Below are 16794 nucleotides of genomic sequence, written 5' to 3' on the forward strand. Positions count from 1 at the left end.
AGCCCCGGAGCGCGTTCCGCAGCCCTCACACCAGGGCCGATGCACGGTCTGACCGGCGGATACCCAATGATGTCCGCATGGAGAGACACAAGGAGACCGGCCGGTGGCCGTCCGGCCGCCGGTTCGGCCGCGCGGCCGCGACCCTGAGCCTGCTGACCTCGGTGGTGGCGTGTACGTCCGCGCAGGCTCCGGCTTCGGTAGCGGGCGCCGGGAGCGGGGACGAGGTCTCCGTGGCGACCTGGAACATGTGCGGGGTGCGGCAGTGGAGCTGTGAGGAGACCGGCAGCCCGAAGGACAAGTTCCAGCAGCTGCGCGACCTGGTCGGCGACTCCGGCGTACGCGTCCTGCTCCTGCAGGAGGTGTGCTCGGAGGACCTGCTGTCCTCGGCCGTGCGCCTGGGCCCGGAGTGGCACTCCGTCTTCGAACCGTACGAGGACGTGGACGCGTCGGGTCGGCGCACCGCCGTCGAATGCACCGGGCAGGGGCGCGGCCGGGCCGGCTACGGTCTGCTGGCCGCCTCCCGGCTCACCGATGTGGAGATGGTCCCGACCGAGCAGCCGACGGTGGGACTGCACCGCGGGATCCTGTGCGCGCGGGTCCCCGCCCAGGGGCTGCGGGTGTGCAACGCGCACCTGTCTCTGCGGGAGAGCGACGACGAGCACCCCGACTGGGACTTCCGCGACGACCAGCTGAGCTCGCTGGTCGCCACCGCGGCGACCGACGCCCGTACGGTCTTCGGCGGCGACTTCAACGCTCCGCCGCCGGTGGGCAACCGGAACACCTCCGCCTGGATCTGGCCGTCGGAGACCTACACCACGTACCGGGAGTGCGATCAGAAGGGCGACTCCCGGAAGGGCCGCGCCACCCACAAGGACGGCACGAAGATCGACTACCTCTTCACGCTGCTGCCCCGCACCGCCTGCGACGTGGTGGACACCAAGGCGTCCGACCACCGGGCCCTGGTGATGCGGGTGAGCCGTCCCGCCGACGCCCCGTCGGCCACTCCCTCCGCTCCCTCCGCCGATCCCGGCGTCAGTAGCGCGAGTTGAAGTAGTTGCCCTGCTGGGTGGGCACGGTGTAGCCGTTCACCGAGGTGAAGGGGACGGCCGTCCACGGGGAGGCGTTGCCGACGGCGTCGACCGCGATGGCCTCGACGAAGTGGTCGCCCTCGTTCCAGGCCCAGCCCGACTCCCAGACCCAGCTGCCGTCCGCCCGCACGTCGCACGTGCCGAGGGTCACGCCGCCCTCCTGGAAGTCCACGCGCACGGCGCCGGGGGCGTAGCCCGCGAATCCGACGGCAGGCCCCTGCACCTGCTGGTGGGCGACCGGGGCCGTCACCGAGAGCGCGAGAGGCTGGGCCGGCCTCGGCAGCGGCGCAGGCGCGGGCACGTACTCGGGCAGGGGCTCGGAGGCGTGCTCCACGGCGGTGAAGACCACTTCGGTGCGCTCGGTCTGGTAGTTGTTCGCGTCCGCGGCGAACAGCCGGACGACGTGCCTCCCCTTGGGCCAGGGGCTGCTGCGTTCCCAGACCCACGTGCCGTCGGCCGCGACGGGCGCGGAGCCCTTGTGCTTCCCGTCCTGCCAGAAGCTGACGCGCACGGCGCCCAGGGCGGTACCGGTGAAGCGGACGGTGTTCGCGGGGACCCGGTCCTCCGGCGCCGGGGACAGCACCACCGGCTTGGGGAAGGCCTCGCTGCTCTGCACCAGGGAGGTCTGCGCCAGGTAGGCCTCGATGGCCGACTTGTCGCGCTCCGGCTCTTCGTAGCCGTTGCGGACCATGCCGAACCGCGGGGAGATGCCTTCGACGAGGAGGTTCAACAACCCGATCATGGTCGGGAGGTTGCGCAGTGTGACCTTGCCGTGGTCGGTGATGAGGGGCGAGTCGTTGTAGACGAAGTTGAAGTTCTCGTGCCCCTGGAACAGCCTGATGAACGGTTCCACCTGGCTCGCGTACTGCTCGTCCTGGGGCGAGCTGATCAGGTAGATGTTGGCCGAGCGGTTCGCCCCGCTGTGGACCAGGTCGGGGAGGACCGAGTCGAGGATGCGTACGTTCTGCTCCGTCGCCTCGCCCATCATCACCCGGACCGCGTCGGGGTTGCCCTCCTTGACGCGGGTTCCGATCCGGAACTGGGGCACGCTGGCCACGATGTTCCGGAAGCCGTACTTCAGTCCGTAGAAGAGGGCTGCGCTGCCGCCCTTGGAGCTGCCGAACATGGTCACTTGGTCCGGCGAGAGGGACAGAGCGTGCATGACGCGCGAGATGAGCCCGGCGACGGACTGCTCCAGGGAGAAGTCCATCCCCTTGCACAGGTAGTAGGTGTTCGCGCCGTCGAACAGGTCGCGGATCCAGAGGATGTTCGACCGGAGCAGGTCGAGCTTCCCGTTCGCCCAGCCCCACTCACCGGGGGCGTAGCGGTTCGCGAAGACCACGACCAGGTGGCGGTTGCCGTTCCTCGCGTGGGAGAACCGGTACTCGACGGGCACCGCCCCGGCGGAGTCCACGCCGGTGAAGACGCGGCGCGAGTTCTGGGCTGCCTTAGACATGCTCGGAATCCATTCTTCTCACCGGCTGGCGCGGCACCTGGCCGAGGGTGCCTCCGTTCCATGGGCCTGGCTGGCCCGGCTGACCCGGCTGACCCGGCTGGCCCGGTGCACGGCCGCCCGCCGCACCGACGGCCGGCGCCTGGGCCCGCGCGGGGTCGAGGTCCCCGCCGGCGATCAGGATGCGGTCGGCGAGCCTGGCCGAGGCGTAGCCGTCGTCCAGATCGCAGAACTCCTGCTGGAACCAGCGGTACCGGGCGCCGTAGCCGTGCTGGATGCGGTCGATGTTGCGGATCGCCCCGATCAGTTCGGGGGAACTGAACAGCAGCGGACCGGGTGCGGACTGCTCGAAGTCGAAGTAGAAGCCGCGCAGGGTGTCCCGGTAGTGGTCCAGGTCGTACGTGAAGAACAGGATCGGCCGCCCGGTGTTGACGAAGTCGAACATCAGGGAGGAATAGTCCGTGATCATCACGTCGGTGATGAGGGAGAGGTCCGCCATGTCCGGATAGTCGGACACGTCGTAGACGAAGCCGTCGCCGGCGCCGGGCACCGGGTCCACCACGTTGGGGTGGCGCCGCACGAGCAGGACGTGGTCGTGGCTCAGCTGCGCCTTGGCATCGTCGAGGTCTATGCGGAAGTCGAGCTTGTACTTGCCGGGTGCGTAGAACTGGTCGTCGCGCCAGGTCGGCGCGTACATGATGACCTTCTTGCCCGGCGGGAGGCCGATGCGGCGGCGCACCTCCGCCGCCCGCCGGCCGGAGTCCGCCCGGCGCAGCACGTCGTTGCGCGGATAGCCGCTCTCGACCATCTCGCCCGGGAACTGGAAGGCCCGCTTGAGGATCGGGGTGCTGAAGCTGTTCGGGGACACCAGCATGTCCCAGTTCTGCACCTCCTTCTCCACGCGTTCCAGGTAGCGCTTGTCCGCGAAGTGCACGGCCTCGATGTCGTGGCCGATGCGCTTGAGCGGGGTGCCGTGCCAGGTCTGCACGACGACCTGGCCGTCGCGCTTCTGGAACCAGTCGGGCAGGTGGTTGTTGGCGACGATGTACCTGGCCCGGCCCATGGCCTCGTACCAGTCGGGGGACCACATGCGCACGGGGCGTGCGGTGGGCGGAACGGCGACCTGGTCGTCGCGCACCACCCACAGGTGCTCGAGGTCCACGCCGCGGCGGACCATCTCCTCGTGCAGCGCACGGGGGCTGTCGGAGTACTGGGTCCCCTTGAAGGCGTCGAACAGCACCGCCTGCGTCACCGGCTTGCGGCGCGCCTCCGGGTACGTCTTGGTGCGCATCAGCTTCTGCCGGTACGGGCCGCGGGCCTCGTCGGGCATGGCCGAGTGGACCAGGAGCGAGAGCCGGTCGTAGGCCTCGGCCTGGAGCTCGTAGCGCCGCTCGTTGCTGGTCATCTCGCTGGGGAAGTCGGGGATCAGCTCCTGCACCATCTTGACCATGAGGTCGTTGGAGCGGTTCTCCGCGGTGACGGCGGAGGGATCCTGGCGGCGCAGGAAGAAGTCCCAGCGGCCGGAGGCCAGCGGTACCTCTCCGGCCAGGGTGCGCATCGCGGCGGGAGTGACGACGAAGCGGAACTCCTCGCCGTACCAGGTGATGGGTACCGTGCGCTCCGCGCCGTGGGCGCGGGAGCGTACGACGATGTGCGCCGCGGCGAACTCGGACGAGTCGAGCCTGTCCTGCGCGGCGTAGCCGACGGCGACCTCCAGGGAGCCGTCCGGGTGCCAGGTGGCGGACTTGGCCAGCGGCAGGGTGTCCCGCTCGAACAGCACCACGTAGCCGGAGCCGTTGCGGTGCACGAACACCTCACGGTCCGCGCGCTCGGTCTGCAGTCCGGCCGGCATCCGGTAGTGGCCGTCGGTGGCGTCCTCCGCCATGACGGGGTAGAGGGCCGCCTTGCGCCCCTCGACGTGCAGCGTGGTCTTCCAGCCGTTGGCGCCGGTGTTCCAGGTCTCCGGAACCCCGTCGGAGGCGTTGGTGCGGTGGCCCGGGACGAGCGCCTTGACCGGGATGCGGGTCACGAAGGTGTACCAGCCCTCGCCGCCCGGCTGGAAGTTGACCCACGAGTCGTGCCGGCCGGCCCCGCCCATGCTCGTGACCCGGAACTTGCCCCACTCGGGGATCTTGGGGCCGAGGTAGACGCCGCCGAGTTCGAGGTGGTCGCCGACCATGCGGTGCCGTGTGATGCGGCAACGCACCGTCTCCACCCGGAGCTTGAGCTTGCCCTGCAGGAAGAGCGGGACCACGCGGATGTTCTTGTCCACGTACCGGTAGGGCGGGTTGGCCGCACTGCCCGCCCCGCCCCGGGCTATGCCCTTGTAGCGGAACAGGCCGCGGCTCAGGACGCCGGCGGCGACGTCCCAGGTCCCCTCGACCCACTCGCCCTTGCGCTTGAGCCGGGAGACGTCGAAGCGGACCTGGAACCCGGACCAGTCGTAGCAATAGCGGTTCTGCTGGGAGTATTCGGTGGCCTGCGGGTAGTAGGTGCTCTTCGCCTTGGCGACGACCACCCGGCCCTGCTTCTTGTTCCGCAGCGCGATCGCCTTCATCGACATGTGCCGCTTGTGCACGTTGATGAAGCGGACGTACGCGGATCCCTCAAGGGTCAGGTGGTCGGCGTCGTCCCAGTGCGCGGACGACAGCGAGCCGTGCAGCGAGAGTTCCTTGTCCAGCCGGTACGCGCTCTTGTCCAGCCCGATCGACCGGTCGCCGAGATAGGGGTAGTTGAGGTAGCGGTGGAAGCGCCGCTGTACGGGCAGGGGGCCGCCCTTGCGCTCGAACTCGACGACGTCGAGCAGCTCTTTGAGCCGGCCCTCGCGCACCAGGAGCCACTTGACGCGGGCGTCGGCGGGCAGTTCGTGGATGATGTCCGCGTCGGCCTCGTCCAGGAACTCGTTCGCCCACTGCATGAAGGCTTCGCGGTACTCCTCGTCCGCGTCCGGGAGCACCTTCAGGTGCAGCATCAAGTCCGACTTCAGACAGGCGAGATCGTACTTGCGCTTGTGGTCGGAGTAGGAGCGTGCACGGTGTCCGGCGAGGAAGCGGCTGACCGACTGCACCGCGGCGACACGGTCCTGGAGGTTGCTGAATTCGGTGTGCCGCTGGGTGATGGAGGGCGCGGCTCCGCCCTCGCGCCGGCGCCAGAAGTAGACGATGTCCGTGAGGATGTCGACCTTGGCGGCCCGGAAGTGGGCGAACATGTTGACCCAGGAGTCCTCGTACATCACGCCCTCGGGGAACGCGATGTAGTGGTAGTCCCAGAAGGACCGCCGGAACACCTTGTTCCACACCGTGCGGTCGTAGATGAGGTCCGGCAGCTTGGTGATGTGCGTGCCGCGCTTGTTGCTCCGCATGGGCGCCTTGTGCAGCGGGGACTGCCACCTCTTGGTGGAGTTCATCATCTGCACGTTGCCCGAGACGAAGTCGGAGCCGGAGGCTTCCAGGGTCCGCACGAGCAACTCGTAGGCGTACTCAGGTATGACGTCGTCGCCGTCGACGAAGGCGAGGAACTCCGCCTGGGGGTGGGCTGCGCGGATGCCGACGTTCCTGGCGTGGCCTGGCCCCATCGACTCCTGCCGCAGCAGCCGGAACCGCGGGTCCCGGCGGGCGAAGTCCGCGGCGATCGCGGTGGAGGAGTCGGTCGAGCCGTCGTCGACCATGATCACTTCAAGGTCGCGGAACGTCTGCCTGGCTATCGACTCGAGACACTCCTCGAGGTAGATCTCGACGTCCTGAAAGGGCACGACGACGCTCAGGCGGGGCATACCTGCCACTCAGAAAACTCCTTGGTAGACACACTTCGCACAGCGCACCGGGAATCGCCGCGACGCGCCGCCAGACCCGCCCCTGAATCTGGTCACCCACCGCTCCCCGCACACTCGACCCTCCCCCACCCCCGGCCCGCACACTTATGCGACCCTCACAGGGTGTGCGCAGCGTAGGGCAACTGCGCAACGGCGAGCAAGTATTCACAAGCGCGCAAGCCCCTTAAAGCTTCACGTCTGCGAAGGTGCGACGACCTGCAAACCGAACGGAACAGGCCAACTCCCCTCCGGTTCCGGGTGACGCGCGAAGACACGGACCGTCACCGGCCCGGGCGCGCGCACACCCGGTGAGCTAGGTCACCCCACCAGGCACCAGGGCTCGAAGGCGAGACCCGCGTCCATCAGGTCCTGGCGGGCGATCCGCAGGCCGCCGTCCGTGTCGATCATCGCGATCGTGACCGCGCCTCGGGCGTCGAGGGCGATGGCCGGAAGCCCGGCGCAGCGGTCTCCCACGGGGGCCCACCAAGCGCCGTACTGCTCACCCTCCGTGGGATAGGCGGCGATTTCAGGACATCCCTCCGCGCCCCGCTGCAGCAGCACGGTGCAGTCGTACCCGTTTATGCGCGTTCGCGCGATGCCCACCGGGCCGGCGCCGCCCGCCCCGCCCAGCGGCATCGGCGCGCGGGGCGCTCCGGCGGGGGCCATGGGGCGGTAGGCGATCACGCCGCCGTCCGCCGGGTGGCGCCAGAAGTAGGTGCCGGTGCCGGGGCCCGTCTCGTAGGCGCTGAACGTGCCCTCGACGGCGTCGGCCTGCATGCGCCCGAGCCAGCGGAAGGCATTGCCGGGCCTGTCCTGGCTCCAGTACGAGGCCCCGCCCCGGAAGGGTGCGAGGAATTCGGCCCGGCCCTGGGCGGTCACCAGGGGGACGACGGCACCTCGTGCCCATTTGCCCTGATAATCCGTCCAATTGTCCCATTTGCCATCGGCGCGCCGGGTCCGGCCGCACACACCGGACCCGAAGCGGGTGGCGACGACGTGGAGCGATCCGGCGCCATCCGGCAGCACCATCGGGTCCCCCGGCGGGGGCTGGGACTCCCCCTCCCGCTCCGGCTCGGGGAAGGGGTTGCCCACCGCACGCCAGTCGCCGAGCGGGCGGCCGGTCTGGTACTGGGCGGCGATGATGAATTCGCGGCCGCCCGGCGCCCCGTCCCGGTAGCGGGTGCCGGCGAACCAGACGAACCCGTTGGAGTCCTGGGCCAGGGTGAACCGGCCCGCCCAGCCCTCCACGGGGAAGAGGTCGGGCCCCTGCCAGACGTCGGAGCCGGGCGCCGACTCGGTCCAGCGCACCAGGCCCTCGGAACAGCTCGCGTAGGCGGTCAGCCGGCCGTCCCGCCCCAGGCGGAGCCAGCCCCGGGCCGCGAGCCCGCCGTCGGCCGCCGCGGCTATCTCGGAGCCCGGAACCGCGGGCGTGGCGGAGGTGACACCCCGGCCCGTCTCCGCACGTTCGCGTCGCGCCATGTCCTGCCCACTCCTGCCTGTTCTCGCCCGTTTTGCCCGACCTGACCCGGCGGGCCGTGGGACATTTCCTCCGGCAGGGCGCCGACCGGTCACCGCCAGGGGCGGACGTCCGGGACGGCCCCGGCCCGGTGCAATCTAGCCTGCCCGCGCCGTCTCCACGGAGGCGGACCCACCGATTCCGCAGTCAGCGCACCCACCCCGGACCGGATCACCCGCCGTGAGCTGCCCCCTTCCCGGCCGCATGGCATTGTCAGACCCCTGGGAGAGGATCATCCTCATGACGATCCTTCCCGCCGATGAGGCGTTGTCCAGCCTGTCCAGCCGCGCCGACTACCGTGCCGCGCTCGAGCAGTTGCGCGAGGCGTCCCACGCCTACTACGGCGGGGAGAACACCTCGCTGGACGACGCCACTTACGACCGGCTGCGCCTTTCCGTGCTCGCCTGGGAGGCGGAGCACCCGGACGAGGCCGCCCAGGACTCCCCGACCGGTCTGGTCGGTGACGGTGCAGCCCCGGTCGGCGACATAGCGCACACCACCCGGCTGCTCAGCCTCGACAACGTCTTCGACCCGGCCGGCCTGGTCGCCTGGGAGGCCTCGCTCCAGCGCCGCCTGGGCCACGCACCCGCCGGCGGGTTCACGGTCGAGCCGAAGATGGACGGAGCGGCCGTCGCCGCCCGCTACCGCGCCGGGCGGCTGGAGCAGATCGTCACCCGCGGCAACGGCACGCACGGCGAGGACGTCAGCCACGTCATCGGCACCATCGAGGGCCTGCCCGCGCAACTGCCCGTGGCGGCCACGTTCGAGGTTCGCGGCGAGGTCCTGTTCACTCAGGCGCAGTTCGAGACCGCGAACGAGGTCCGCACGGCACACGGCGCGCAGGTCTTCGCGAACCCGCGCAACGGCACCGCCGGCACCCTGCGCGCGAAGGACCGCCCCTACCGGCTCGCGATGACGTTCTGGGCGTACGGGGCGGTCGAGCTCGACGGGGTCGGCTTCGTCCCCGCCGGCGCCACGCACGCCGAGGTCCTCGCCGCCGTCGCCGAGGCCGGTGTGCAGACCACGGCCGGCACACCGGCCGGTCTGCACGTGGTCGCGACCCTCGCCGAGGCGCAGCAGAAGGTCGACGAGATCGCCGCGCTGCGCCCCGGCCTGCCGTTCGGCATCGACGGGGTCGTGATCAAGGCGAACGGCGCGGCCGAGCAGGCAGCGGCCGGGTTCGGCAGCAGGTTCCCGTACTGGGCGATCGCCTTCAAGCTCCCGGCGGTCGAGCGGCAGACGGTGCTGAAGGACGTGGTCTGGGACGTGGGCCGGACCGGCGTGCTGGCCCCGACGGCCGTCCTCGAACCGGTGGAAATCGACGGATCCACCGTCACCCGGGCCACCCTGCACAACCCTGCGGACATCCGCCGCCGTGACCTCCACATCGGCGACACCGTGACGGTCTACAAGGCGGGCGACATCATCCCCCGCGTCCAGGCCGCCGTCATCGGCCGCCGCCCGGCCGGGGCGCAGGAGGTGCCGCTGCCCACGGCCTGTCCCCACTGCGGTGGGGAGATCAACAAGGAACAGGAGCGGTGGCGCTGCGCGCAGGGCTCCGGGTGCGCGCTGCCCGCGCTGATCGAGTACGCCGCCGGACGCGACATGCTCGACATCGACGGTCTGGGCAGGACGTACGTCAACGCCCTGATCGAGTCCGGTGACGTCACCGACGTCGCCGACCTGTTCACCCTGACCGAGGACCGGCTCACCGCCGCCTCCGGGAGCGCCAAGCGCGGAGCGAAGCTGGCCGAGCAGATAGCGGCGGCCAAGTCCCACCCGCTCAGCCGTGTCTTCTGCGCCCTGGGCGTACTCGGCACCGGGCGCAGCATGTCCCGGCGCATCGCCGCGCACTTCGGCACGATGGACGCCATCCGGCAGGCCGATGCCTCCGAGATGCAGGAAGTCGAAGGCATCGGGCCGGAGAAGGCCCCGGTCGTCGTCGAGCAGGTCGCCTCGCTGGCCGTGGTCATCGACAAACTGGCCGCGGCAGGGGTCAACATGACGGAGCCCCGGCAGCCCCGGGCGGCCGTGGAGGGCCCGTTGGCGGGCAAGACCGTCGTCGTCACCGGCAAGATGAGCGGACCGCTGGAGACCATGGGGCGTTCGGAGATGAACGCCCTGGTCGAGAAGGCCGGCGGCAAGGCGGGCAGCAGCGTCAACTCCAAGACCGCCTACCTGGTCTGCGCGCCGTCCGCGAGCGGGAAGCCGAGCTCCAAGGCAGTCAAGGCGGCGGAGCTGGGCGTCACGGTCCTCACCCCGGAGGAGTTCGCCGAGCTCGTCTCCGACTGCCTGGACTGAGCGGGAGGACCGGCTGCGCCCTGACGACGGACGAGGCTGCCGCCGCGGCCGGGGCCCGTCAGTACACGAGCTTGTAGCTCACGTCCTTGGGGACCGGGGCGGGGGCGGTGTCCGTGTAGAGCAGCCGGATCATGGTGAAGCGCCGGAGGTCGGGACGGTCCGGCCAGGGCTCCGGCTTGCTCAGGGTCACCGTCACCGGGTAGGACCGGAAACGGCCGGCCGCGCAGTAGGGCTTGCAGTCGTTCACCATGTCGGTGCCCGTGGCCGTCGCGGTCTGCGGCCCCCAGGTGTCCCAGCGGAGCCGTACGAGGCGGTTGTTGCCGTCGCCGCAGGCCAGCAGGTACTCCTCGGGGCGTACCTGGGCCTTCGAGAAGCAGTCGACGACCACGACCGGATCCGGCGTCGGGGCCGGCAGTGCCCGGGGCTGCGCGGAGGCCGGTACGGTGCCCGCTGCAAGAGCCGCGGCCGCACAGAGCAGGGTGGCGGTCCGCACCCTGGTCCAGGGGCCACGGACGCGCCGGCCGTCTCCTGATGCGTCCACGACGTCCTCCTCGCCCGTCGGTCCCAGCGTCGGCGCTGAGATCATGCCCAGCTTCCCCCATCCGGGCGAGCCTCGCATCCGCAGGGCCCGGGGGCGGGAGGGTTGAGGCTCCAGGTACGCGTACTACCTGGGGAGTACGCCTGAAACGCTACGCCGGGGTGACGCGGGTGAAGGCGGGCGCGGTCTAGCGTGGCCGTATGGACGAGCTGCGCGAGCGCCCGGGTCCCCCGTGGCGGAGGTGGGTGGAGCGGACCGGGCGGGGCCCGGCCTGGCGCTCCGCGCTGCTCGTCGCCGTCTTCGCTCAGGTCGGCGCCGGGTGGGCCGCGCACGCGCAGAGCGGGCGGGTGGCTCTGGACGGCTTCGCACGGCTCCTGCTGCTGCTCGGGCCCGCCCTCCTCGTCGCACGGCACCGCCATCCGGTGGCCGTGGTGTACGCGGTCAGCGTGGTCACCCTGGTCTATGTCGGCGCCGGGTACCCCTACGGTCCCGTCTTCCTGAGCCTGGCCGTGGCCTGCTTCGCCGCCGTCGTCGCCGGCCGTCGCCGGGCCGCCTGGGGCGCCGTCGGCCTGCTCTGGGCCGGGCACCTGCTGATCGGCCACTGGCTGTACCGGTGGCTCCCGCCCGCCGGGGACGGGCCGGCGCCGTGGTCGCAGGAGGTGGCCGTCACCGCGTGGGTCCTCGCGATCCTCGCCGTCTCCGAGCTGGTCCGCCTGCGCCGGGAGCAGTGGGCCCGTGAGCGGGCCGAGCGGCGGGCGGCCGAGAGACGCCGGGTGGACGAGGAGCGGCTGCGGATCGCCCGTGAACTGCACGACGTCCTCGCCCACAGCATCTCGGTGATCAACGTCCAGGCGGGCGTCGGGCTGGCCCTGCTCGACTCCGATCCCGAGCAGGCCCGTACGGCTCTGACCACCATCAAAGCGGCGAGCAAGGAGGCCCTGGGCGAGGTCCGGCAGGTCCTCGACACCCTGCGCGCACCCGGCGAGGCACCGCGCACCCCCGCACCGGGCCTCGACCGGCTCGACGAGCTCGTCGAGCAGGCTGCGGCGGCCGGGCTCACCGTGGACGTCGCGGCCGAGGGAGAGGCCCGGGCGCTGGCGCCCGGGGTGGATCTGGCCGCCTTCCGCATCCTCCAGGAGGCGCTGACCAATGTCGTACGGCACTCCGGTGCGCGCACGGCGTGCATCCGCCTCGCCTGGCGGCCGCGCGCCCTGGAGCTGCGCGTGGAGGACGACGGACCGGCCACGGGCGGCGCCTCGGACGGCAGCGGCAACGGTCTCGTCGGGATGCGCGAGCGGGCTTCGGCCCTGGGGGGCGGCATCGAGGCCGGACCGCGTCCCGACGGCGGCTTCCGGGTGATCGCGAGGCTCCCTCTGCCGGCCTCGGCCGGCGGGGAAGAGGCAGGGAAGGAGCAGGCGTGATCCGCGTCCTGCTGGCCGACGACCAGCTCCTCGTCCGGGCCGGCTTCCGGGCACTGCTCGACGCCCAGCCCGACATCGAGGTGGTGGGCGAGGCCGCCGACGGCGCGGAGGCCGTGCGCCTGGTGCGGGAGCTGCGGCCCGACGTGGTGCTCATGGACATCCGGATGCCGGTGCTCGACGGGCTCGAAGCCACCCGCAGGATCACCGAGGACGGTCAGTCGGCCGCCGTGAAGGTGGTCATGCTCACCACCTTCGAGCTCGACGAGTACGTCTTCGAGGCGATCCGGTCCGGTGCCTCCGGCTTCCTGGTCAAGGACACCGAGCCGGAGGAACTGCTGCGCGCGGTGCGGGCGGTGGTCGCAGGCGACGCGCTGCTGTCCCCCGGGGTCACGCGCCGCCTGATCTCGGAGTTCGCGGCCCGCTCGAAACAGCCCGCCGCGGCGGCGGAGCTGGGCCGGCTCACCGAGCGGGAGCGGGAGGTGATGGCACTGGTGGGCATGGGCCTGTCCAATGAGGAGATCGCCCGCCGCCTGGTCGTCAGCCCGCTCACCGCGAAGACCCACGTCAGCCGGACCATGGTCAAGCTCGGCGCCCGGGACCGCGCCCAGCTGGTCGTCCTGGCCTACGAGTCCGGGCTGGTCCGGCCCGGCTGGCTCGGCTGACCCGGCACCCGCGGCCGTACTACCGGGGAAGTACCCCCGGTGCAGCCGGCCGTACGACGACCCGGCACCCCTCGCGGAGCCAGTCTCGGAGTGAGACGAAGAGTCCGCGATTCCGAGGAGCTGAACCGAGATGGACACCTTCACCACCCTCGCGTACGACGGGCCCGGCCCGTGGGTGCTGTTCTTCCCGCTGATCTGGGCGGCGGTCGTCATCGGCGTCGTCACCGTGCTGCGCCGCACGGTGTGGCGCGGCCGCCGTGCCCCGTGGCAGAACCGGGCCGCGGCGTACGGCGAGCACTCGCCGATCGCGATCCTGGGGCGGCGCTTCGCCTCGGGCGAGATCGACGAGGACGAGTACTGGCGGCGGCTTTCCGTCCTGGACGAGCAGCCGCTCCCTCAAGGACGGACCCGCCTGAACGCACGAAGCGGGTGGTGGCGGGATCACCTCCGGCGATCCCGCCACCACCCGGAAGTGCCCGGCCGGCCCTCTGCCTCAGCGGCTGAGCGCCGGCTCCTCTGCGGCGCGGAAGGGGGCGAAGCCCCGGTTGTCCTTGCAGCCGAGGTTCTCGTAGGTGTTGACCTTGGTCACCGGGTCGGTGCTCAGCAGGCGGATCTTGCAGGCCTGCTTGATGAACCGTCCCTCGACCCCGCCGGGGAAGTCGATCTCCTTGTTCCACAGGTACGGCGATTCGTATTGGTTGGCCCAGGCGGTGGAGTTCACGTCGATGCCGCCCGGGGCCTCGATCTCGTAGACCCATCCCGTCCTGGCCGCGCCGTAGGTGGCGAACTTCTCGGCCACCCACTTCTCGCAACTGGTGCTGAGGTGGGCGCTGGTCTGGCCGCCGCCCTTGACGATGTACTCGGCCAGCGGGGTCAGTTGATCGCCGCGCGGGGTGAAGCCCGCCTGGAACAGCTCCTCGACGTTCTCGCGGGTGTCACCGCGCCACAGGGTGTTGTCGTCGACGCGCCAGTGCCAGTTCTCGGCCTTCGCCGCGGCCTCGACGGCGTAGGCGATGAACGGGTTGGTGGTGGTGCTGAACCAGTCCCACGAGTCGAACTCGGAAACGGGCCCGCAGGGGCCGGTGTCCGGGGCGGGTGCGGGGAGGGAGCGTGCAGGGGCGGAAGGTCCGGGGGCGGACAGTGCGGGGGCGGAAGGTGCGGCGGTCGCCGGGGAGACGGCGGCGGAGGCGAGCGAGGCGGCGGCGAGGACCTGCAGGGCGGCCTTCAGCATGACGAGTGCCCATCAGTTGATCAACATGGCGGGCCCTTTATAGCGACATGTCGCAGCACGGATCGAGGGTGGCGAAAGGTGATCACCCGGACGAGTGGGGCGGGCGGACCGGCGCGGACCGCTCCTCGGAGGATCCGGCGAGGACCGACTCGGCGACGGCGGTGCGGGCGTAGAGCACGGAGCGCCCGGCCCGGTGCGCGCTGACGAATCCCGCGGCGCGCAGCGCGGTGAGGCACTGGGAGACCCCGGCCGCCGAGAGTCCGGTGCGCCGGGCCAGTTCGGTGGTGGACGCCGGGGTCTCCAGCTCGGTCAGCAGCAGGGCCCGGGAGCGGCCGAGGACGGCGGCCAGGGCCTCGGTCCCGGTCGCGGGCCGCGGTTCCCACAGCGCGCCCGTGCCGCGCGCCGGATAGGCGAGTTGCGGAGGTTCGGGCGGCGTCACGCGGGTGAAGGGGACCGGCCCGGTGAAGGCCGAGGGAATCAGCAGCAGTCCGGCGCCCGCCGTCCCGCGGGACAGCGGCCGGTGCCGGCGCGCCAGCCGCAGCGCGTTGTCGTCCCAGCTCACCGACGGGTGCAGCTCGTTGAAGAGCCGGCCCGCGCCGTGCTCTGCGACCTGCCGGGCCCGGTGGAAGACGTCGGCGTCGAGAACCGCGCGGATCCGCGCCCAGTAGGGCGCCAGGGCCAGCTCCCAGTAGGTCTCGATCTCCTCGGCGACCCGCTCCAGGCGGGCCTGCGGTTCGGCGTACAGGCTCCGTGTCCGGGGACCGAGGCCTCCCTGCTCGCGCCGCAGGCGGTCGAGGTCCCGGCGTACCTGCGCGGTGGACGAGGCCCGGATCCCGGCCAGTTCCTCCGTCAGCGCGGGAGCCGGCCCCGTGGGTGCCGGATTGAGGAAGTCGGGAACGTACCCCGAGGGCGGGATCAGTTCGGCCAGCCAGCCCCGGTCGAGGCCGGCGGCCGCCAGCCGTGGCCGTACCTGCTCGGCCCAGGGCCGGTGCACGGGCGATGCGGCACCGGAGCGCAGCAGCCGGAAGCTCGGGCCGACCTCCCACATCGGCGAGACGGCGAACCGCATCTGCGCCAGATCACTCACCGAGAACGTCAGCTCCGCCAGCACGGCCCAGCCCTCCCCCGAGGATTCGCACATGTCCTAATCAGTGGCCCGGCAGCATACACGGCGGAGATCATCCGGGGCATGACCTCACAGACGATGACCGCGGCCGCCGCGGGTACCTGGACACTCGGTGACCGGGAGATCAACCGGATCGGTTTCGGCGCGATGCGGCTGACACAGAGCGGCGAGGCGTTCGCGGACGACGCCGTGCCCAGCGACCGGGGCCGGGCCATCCGCGTGCTGCGCCGGGCCGTTGAGCTCGGGGTGAACCACATCGACACCGCCGCGTTCTACTTCTCACCGCTGCGCTCCGCCAACGAACTGATCAGCCGGGCGCTGGCCCCCTACCCGGAGGACCTCGTCGTCACCACCAAGGTCGGGCCGGGCCGGGACCCGTCCGGCGCGTGGATCGCCCACGCCACCGCCCGGCAGCTGCGCGGCCAGGTCGAGGAGAACCTGCGCCAGCTGGGCCGCGACCACCTCGACGTGGTGAACCTGCGCGTCGTCGGGTCCGATTCCATCGCCGAACGCTTCGGAGCCCTCGCCGAGCTGCGCGAGGCGGGGCTCATCCGCCACCTGGGCATCTCCAACGTCACCCCCGAGCACCTCGACGAGGCGCAGGCCATCGCCCCGGTCGTGTGCGTGCAGAACATGTACGGCATCGGGGTGCGGCCCGAGCACGACGCGTTCCTACGCACCTGCAGCGAACGGGGAGTCGCGTTCGTCCCCTTCTACTCCATCGCCGGCGACGGGCGGCAGGCGGGCGCGAGCGGCGCCGAGCACGAGGAGGTGCTCGCCGTCGCCCGGGCCCACGGCGCGAGCCCGGCGCAGGTGCGGCTGGCGTGGACCCTGCAGCGGGGACCCCACGTACTGGCCATCCCCGGTACCGGCGATCCGGCTCACCTGGAGGCGAACGTGGCTGCCGGCGCGCTGCGCCTGACGGCGGACGACCTGGCCGCGCTGGACTCCCTCCACCGCAGGGGGGCGTGAGCCGGCCGGCTGCGCCGCTCGAGCGGGGCCACCGCAGACGGGCCGGTGCGGGCGGCGCGGGCGGGGCGGCCGGCGCGGGCGGGGCGGGCAGGACGGGCGGGCGGGACGGTTCGGGTGGGGCCGGGCGCGCCGGTGGCCTTGCCGGCCGGAACGCGGGGGCCTGCGCACCGGTGCGGGTGGAGCCGGGCGCGCGCCGGGGCGTCTCCTCGGGCGCCGAACGTGGCGAGGGGTCGGAGGGCCGAGCCACAGTGCGTTCGACGCCCTGCGGGGAGCGCCCCTGCACACACCCGACCCGCCGGAGCCACCCTGGGGGTCGGAGGGCCGAGCCGCGTTGCGTTCGGCGCCCTGCGGGGAGCGCCCGGTCGGAACCTGTGGGGCCGGTGTCAGTTCACGGGAGGTCCTCGGTCGGCAGGTCGGCCTCGTACACGTGGGGGGTGTCGGCGTCCCACTCCACGAGCTCGGTGCCGCCGAGGACCACCTCGTCGGGGTCCGGCATGCCGGCCCGCCGCAGGAACTCGATGACGTCCTCGTCCGAGTGGGCCAGGCCGAGGGACTGCTCTCCGCTCGCGGTCCGCAGGGTCACCTGCCGGCCGCCCGACGGGAAGATCCGGTGTACGACGACGGGCGCATGACGCATACCCACAGCCTCGCCCCCTCGGCCCGGCCCGGCACCCC

12 protein-coding genes and 1 pseudogene are annotated in these 16794 nt (G+C 71.8%); 6 read left to right on the forward strand and 7 right to left on the reverse strand.

Going from position 1 to position 16794, the window contains the following annotated elements; all coding sequences use genetic code 11:
- Positions 1 to 77: 77 nt before the first annotated feature.
- Positions 78 to 1049, forward strand: coding sequence for an endonuclease/exonuclease/phosphatase family protein (locus OG472_RS05220; protein ID WP_401603122.1), 972 nt, complete (start codon positions 78 to 80; stop codon positions 1047 to 1049).
- On the opposite strand, the gene OG472_RS05225 is transcribed toward OG472_RS05220, so the two are convergent.
- From OG472_RS05225 to OG472_RS05235, 3 genes are all read right to left on the reverse strand, one after another.
- The gene (locus OG472_RS05225) at positions 1033 to 2544 is read right to left on the reverse strand and encodes a hypothetical protein (protein ID WP_405941006.1); all 1512 of its coding nucleotides are present in this window, start codon (positions 2542 to 2544) and stop codon (positions 1033 to 1035) included. The genes OG472_RS05220 and OG472_RS05225 overlap by 17 nt on opposite strands.
- Complete coding sequence (locus OG472_RS05230; protein WP_405943142.1) at positions 2537 to 6313, reverse strand: CDP-glycerol glycerophosphotransferase family protein; 3777 nt, start codon at positions 6311 to 6313, stop codon at positions 2537 to 2539. The genes OG472_RS05225 and OG472_RS05230 overlap by 8 nt, the downstream gene beginning before the upstream one ends.
- 357 nt (positions 6314 to 6670) lie before the next feature.
- Positions 6671 to 7831, reverse strand: coding sequence for a hypothetical protein (locus OG472_RS05235; protein WP_405941007.1), 1161 nt, complete (start codon positions 7829 to 7831; stop codon positions 6671 to 6673).
- 277 nt (positions 7832 to 8108) lie between these two features.
- Here OG472_RS05235 and ligA point away from each other — a divergent pair, with 277 nt between their 5' ends.
- A complete protein-coding gene (gene ligA, locus OG472_RS05240) occupies positions 8109 to 10169 on the forward strand; it encodes an NAD-dependent DNA ligase LigA (protein WP_405941008.1) in 2061 nt (686 codons plus the stop codon).
- Between the two features lie 58 nt (positions 10170 to 10227).
- Here the strand turns inward: ligA and OG472_RS05245 are convergent, their stop codons facing one another.
- Positions 10228 to 10755: a hypothetical protein gene (locus tag OG472_RS05245; RefSeq protein WP_401603129.1), complete on the reverse strand. Its 528-nt coding sequence runs from the start codon at positions 10753 to 10755 to the stop codon at positions 10228 to 10230.
- 152 nt (positions 10756 to 10907) lie between these two features.
- On the opposite strand from OG472_RS05245, the gene OG472_RS05250 reads away from it, so the two are divergent.
- From OG472_RS05250 to OG472_RS05260, 3 genes and pseudogenes are all read left to right on the forward strand, one after another.
- Positions 10908 to 12128, forward strand: coding sequence for a sensor histidine kinase (locus tag OG472_RS05250; protein WP_405941009.1), 1221 nt, complete (start codon positions 10908 to 10910; stop codon positions 12126 to 12128).
- Positions 12125 to 12790, forward strand: coding sequence for a response regulator (locus tag OG472_RS05255; protein WP_405941010.1), 666 nt, complete (start codon positions 12125 to 12127; stop codon positions 12788 to 12790). Before OG472_RS05250 ends, OG472_RS05255 begins: the two co-directional genes overlap by 4 nt.
- Positions 12791 to 12920: 130 nt before the next feature.
- A pseudogene (locus OG472_RS05260) lies at positions 12921 to 13178 on the forward strand (SHOCT domain-containing protein); the annotation flags it as partial.
- Between the two features lie 105 nt (positions 13179 to 13283).
- Here OG472_RS05260 and OG472_RS05265 read toward each other — a convergent pair.
- Positions 13284 to 14021 (reverse strand): hypothetical protein, encoded by a 738-nt coding sequence (locus OG472_RS05265; RefSeq protein ID WP_405941011.1) that lies wholly within the window; start codon positions 14019 to 14021, stop codon positions 13284 to 13286.
- A gap of 82 nt (positions 14022 to 14103) precedes the next feature.
- Positions 14104 to 15162 (reverse strand): transcriptional regulator, encoded by a 1059-nt coding sequence (locus OG472_RS05270; RefSeq protein WP_405941012.1) that lies wholly within the window; start codon positions 15160 to 15162, stop codon positions 14104 to 14106.
- A 48-nt stretch (positions 15163 to 15210) separates the two neighbouring features.
- Here OG472_RS05270 and OG472_RS05275 point away from each other — a divergent pair, with 48 nt between their 5' ends.
- A complete protein-coding gene (locus OG472_RS05275) occupies positions 15211 to 16119 on the forward strand; it encodes an oxidoreductase (protein ID WP_405941013.1) in 909 nt (302 codons plus the stop codon).
- Positions 16120 to 16507: 388 nt separating this feature from the next.
- On the opposite strand, the gene OG472_RS05280 is transcribed toward OG472_RS05275, so the two are convergent.
- Entirely contained in the window at positions 16508 to 16756 is a 249-nt protein-coding gene (locus tag OG472_RS05280) for a hypothetical protein (RefSeq protein WP_401603140.1), read from the reverse strand.
- Between the last annotated feature and the right edge of the window lie 38 nt (positions 16757 to 16794).

This window comes from Streptomyces sp. NBC_00207 (genome assembly GCF_045160965.1).
Classification (GTDB): Bacteria; Actinomycetota; Actinomycetes; order Streptomycetales; family Streptomycetaceae; genus Streptomyces.

Bases quoted from the DNA above. Each gene is read 5' to 3' on its own strand.
- OG472_RS05220 (WP_401603122.1), top strand. From the start codon at position 78: ATGGAGAGACACAAGGAGACCGGCCGGTGGCCGTCCGGCCGCCGGTTC.
- OG472_RS05225 (WP_405941006.1), bottom strand. From the start codon at position 2,544: ATGTCTAAGGCAGCCCAGAACTCGCGCCGCGTCTTCACCGGCGTGGAC.
- OG472_RS05230 (WP_405943142.1), bottom strand. From the start codon at position 6,313: ATGCCCCGCCTGAGCGTCGTCGTGCCCTTTCAGGACGTCGAGATCTAC.
- OG472_RS05235 (WP_405941007.1), bottom strand. From the start codon at position 7,831: ATGGCGCGACGCGAACGTGCGGAGACGGGCCGGGGTGTCACCTCCGCC.
- ligA (WP_405941008.1), top strand. From the start codon at position 8,109: ATGACGATCCTTCCCGCCGATGAGGCGTTGTCCAGCCTGTCCAGCCGC.
- OG472_RS05245 (WP_401603129.1), bottom strand. From the start codon at position 10,755: ATGATCTCAGCGCCGACGCTGGGACCGACGGGCGAGGAGGACGTCGTG.
- OG472_RS05250 (WP_405941009.1), top strand. From the start codon at position 10,908: ATGGACGAGCTGCGCGAGCGCCCGGGTCCCCCGTGGCGGAGGTGGGTG.
- OG472_RS05265 (WP_405941011.1), bottom strand. From the start codon at position 14,021: ATGCTGAAGGCCGCCCTGCAGGTCCTCGCCGCCGCCTCGCTCGCCTCC.
- OG472_RS05270 (WP_405941012.1), bottom strand. From the start codon at position 15,162: ATGTGCGAATCCTCGGGGGAGGGCTGGGCCGTGCTGGCGGAGCTGACG.
- OG472_RS05275 (WP_405941013.1), top strand. From the start codon at position 15,211: ATGACCTCACAGACGATGACCGCGGCCGCCGCGGGTACCTGGACACTC.
- OG472_RS05280 (WP_401603140.1), bottom strand. From the start codon at position 16,756: ATGCGTCATGCGCCCGTCGTCGTACACCGGATCTTCCCGTCGGGCGGC.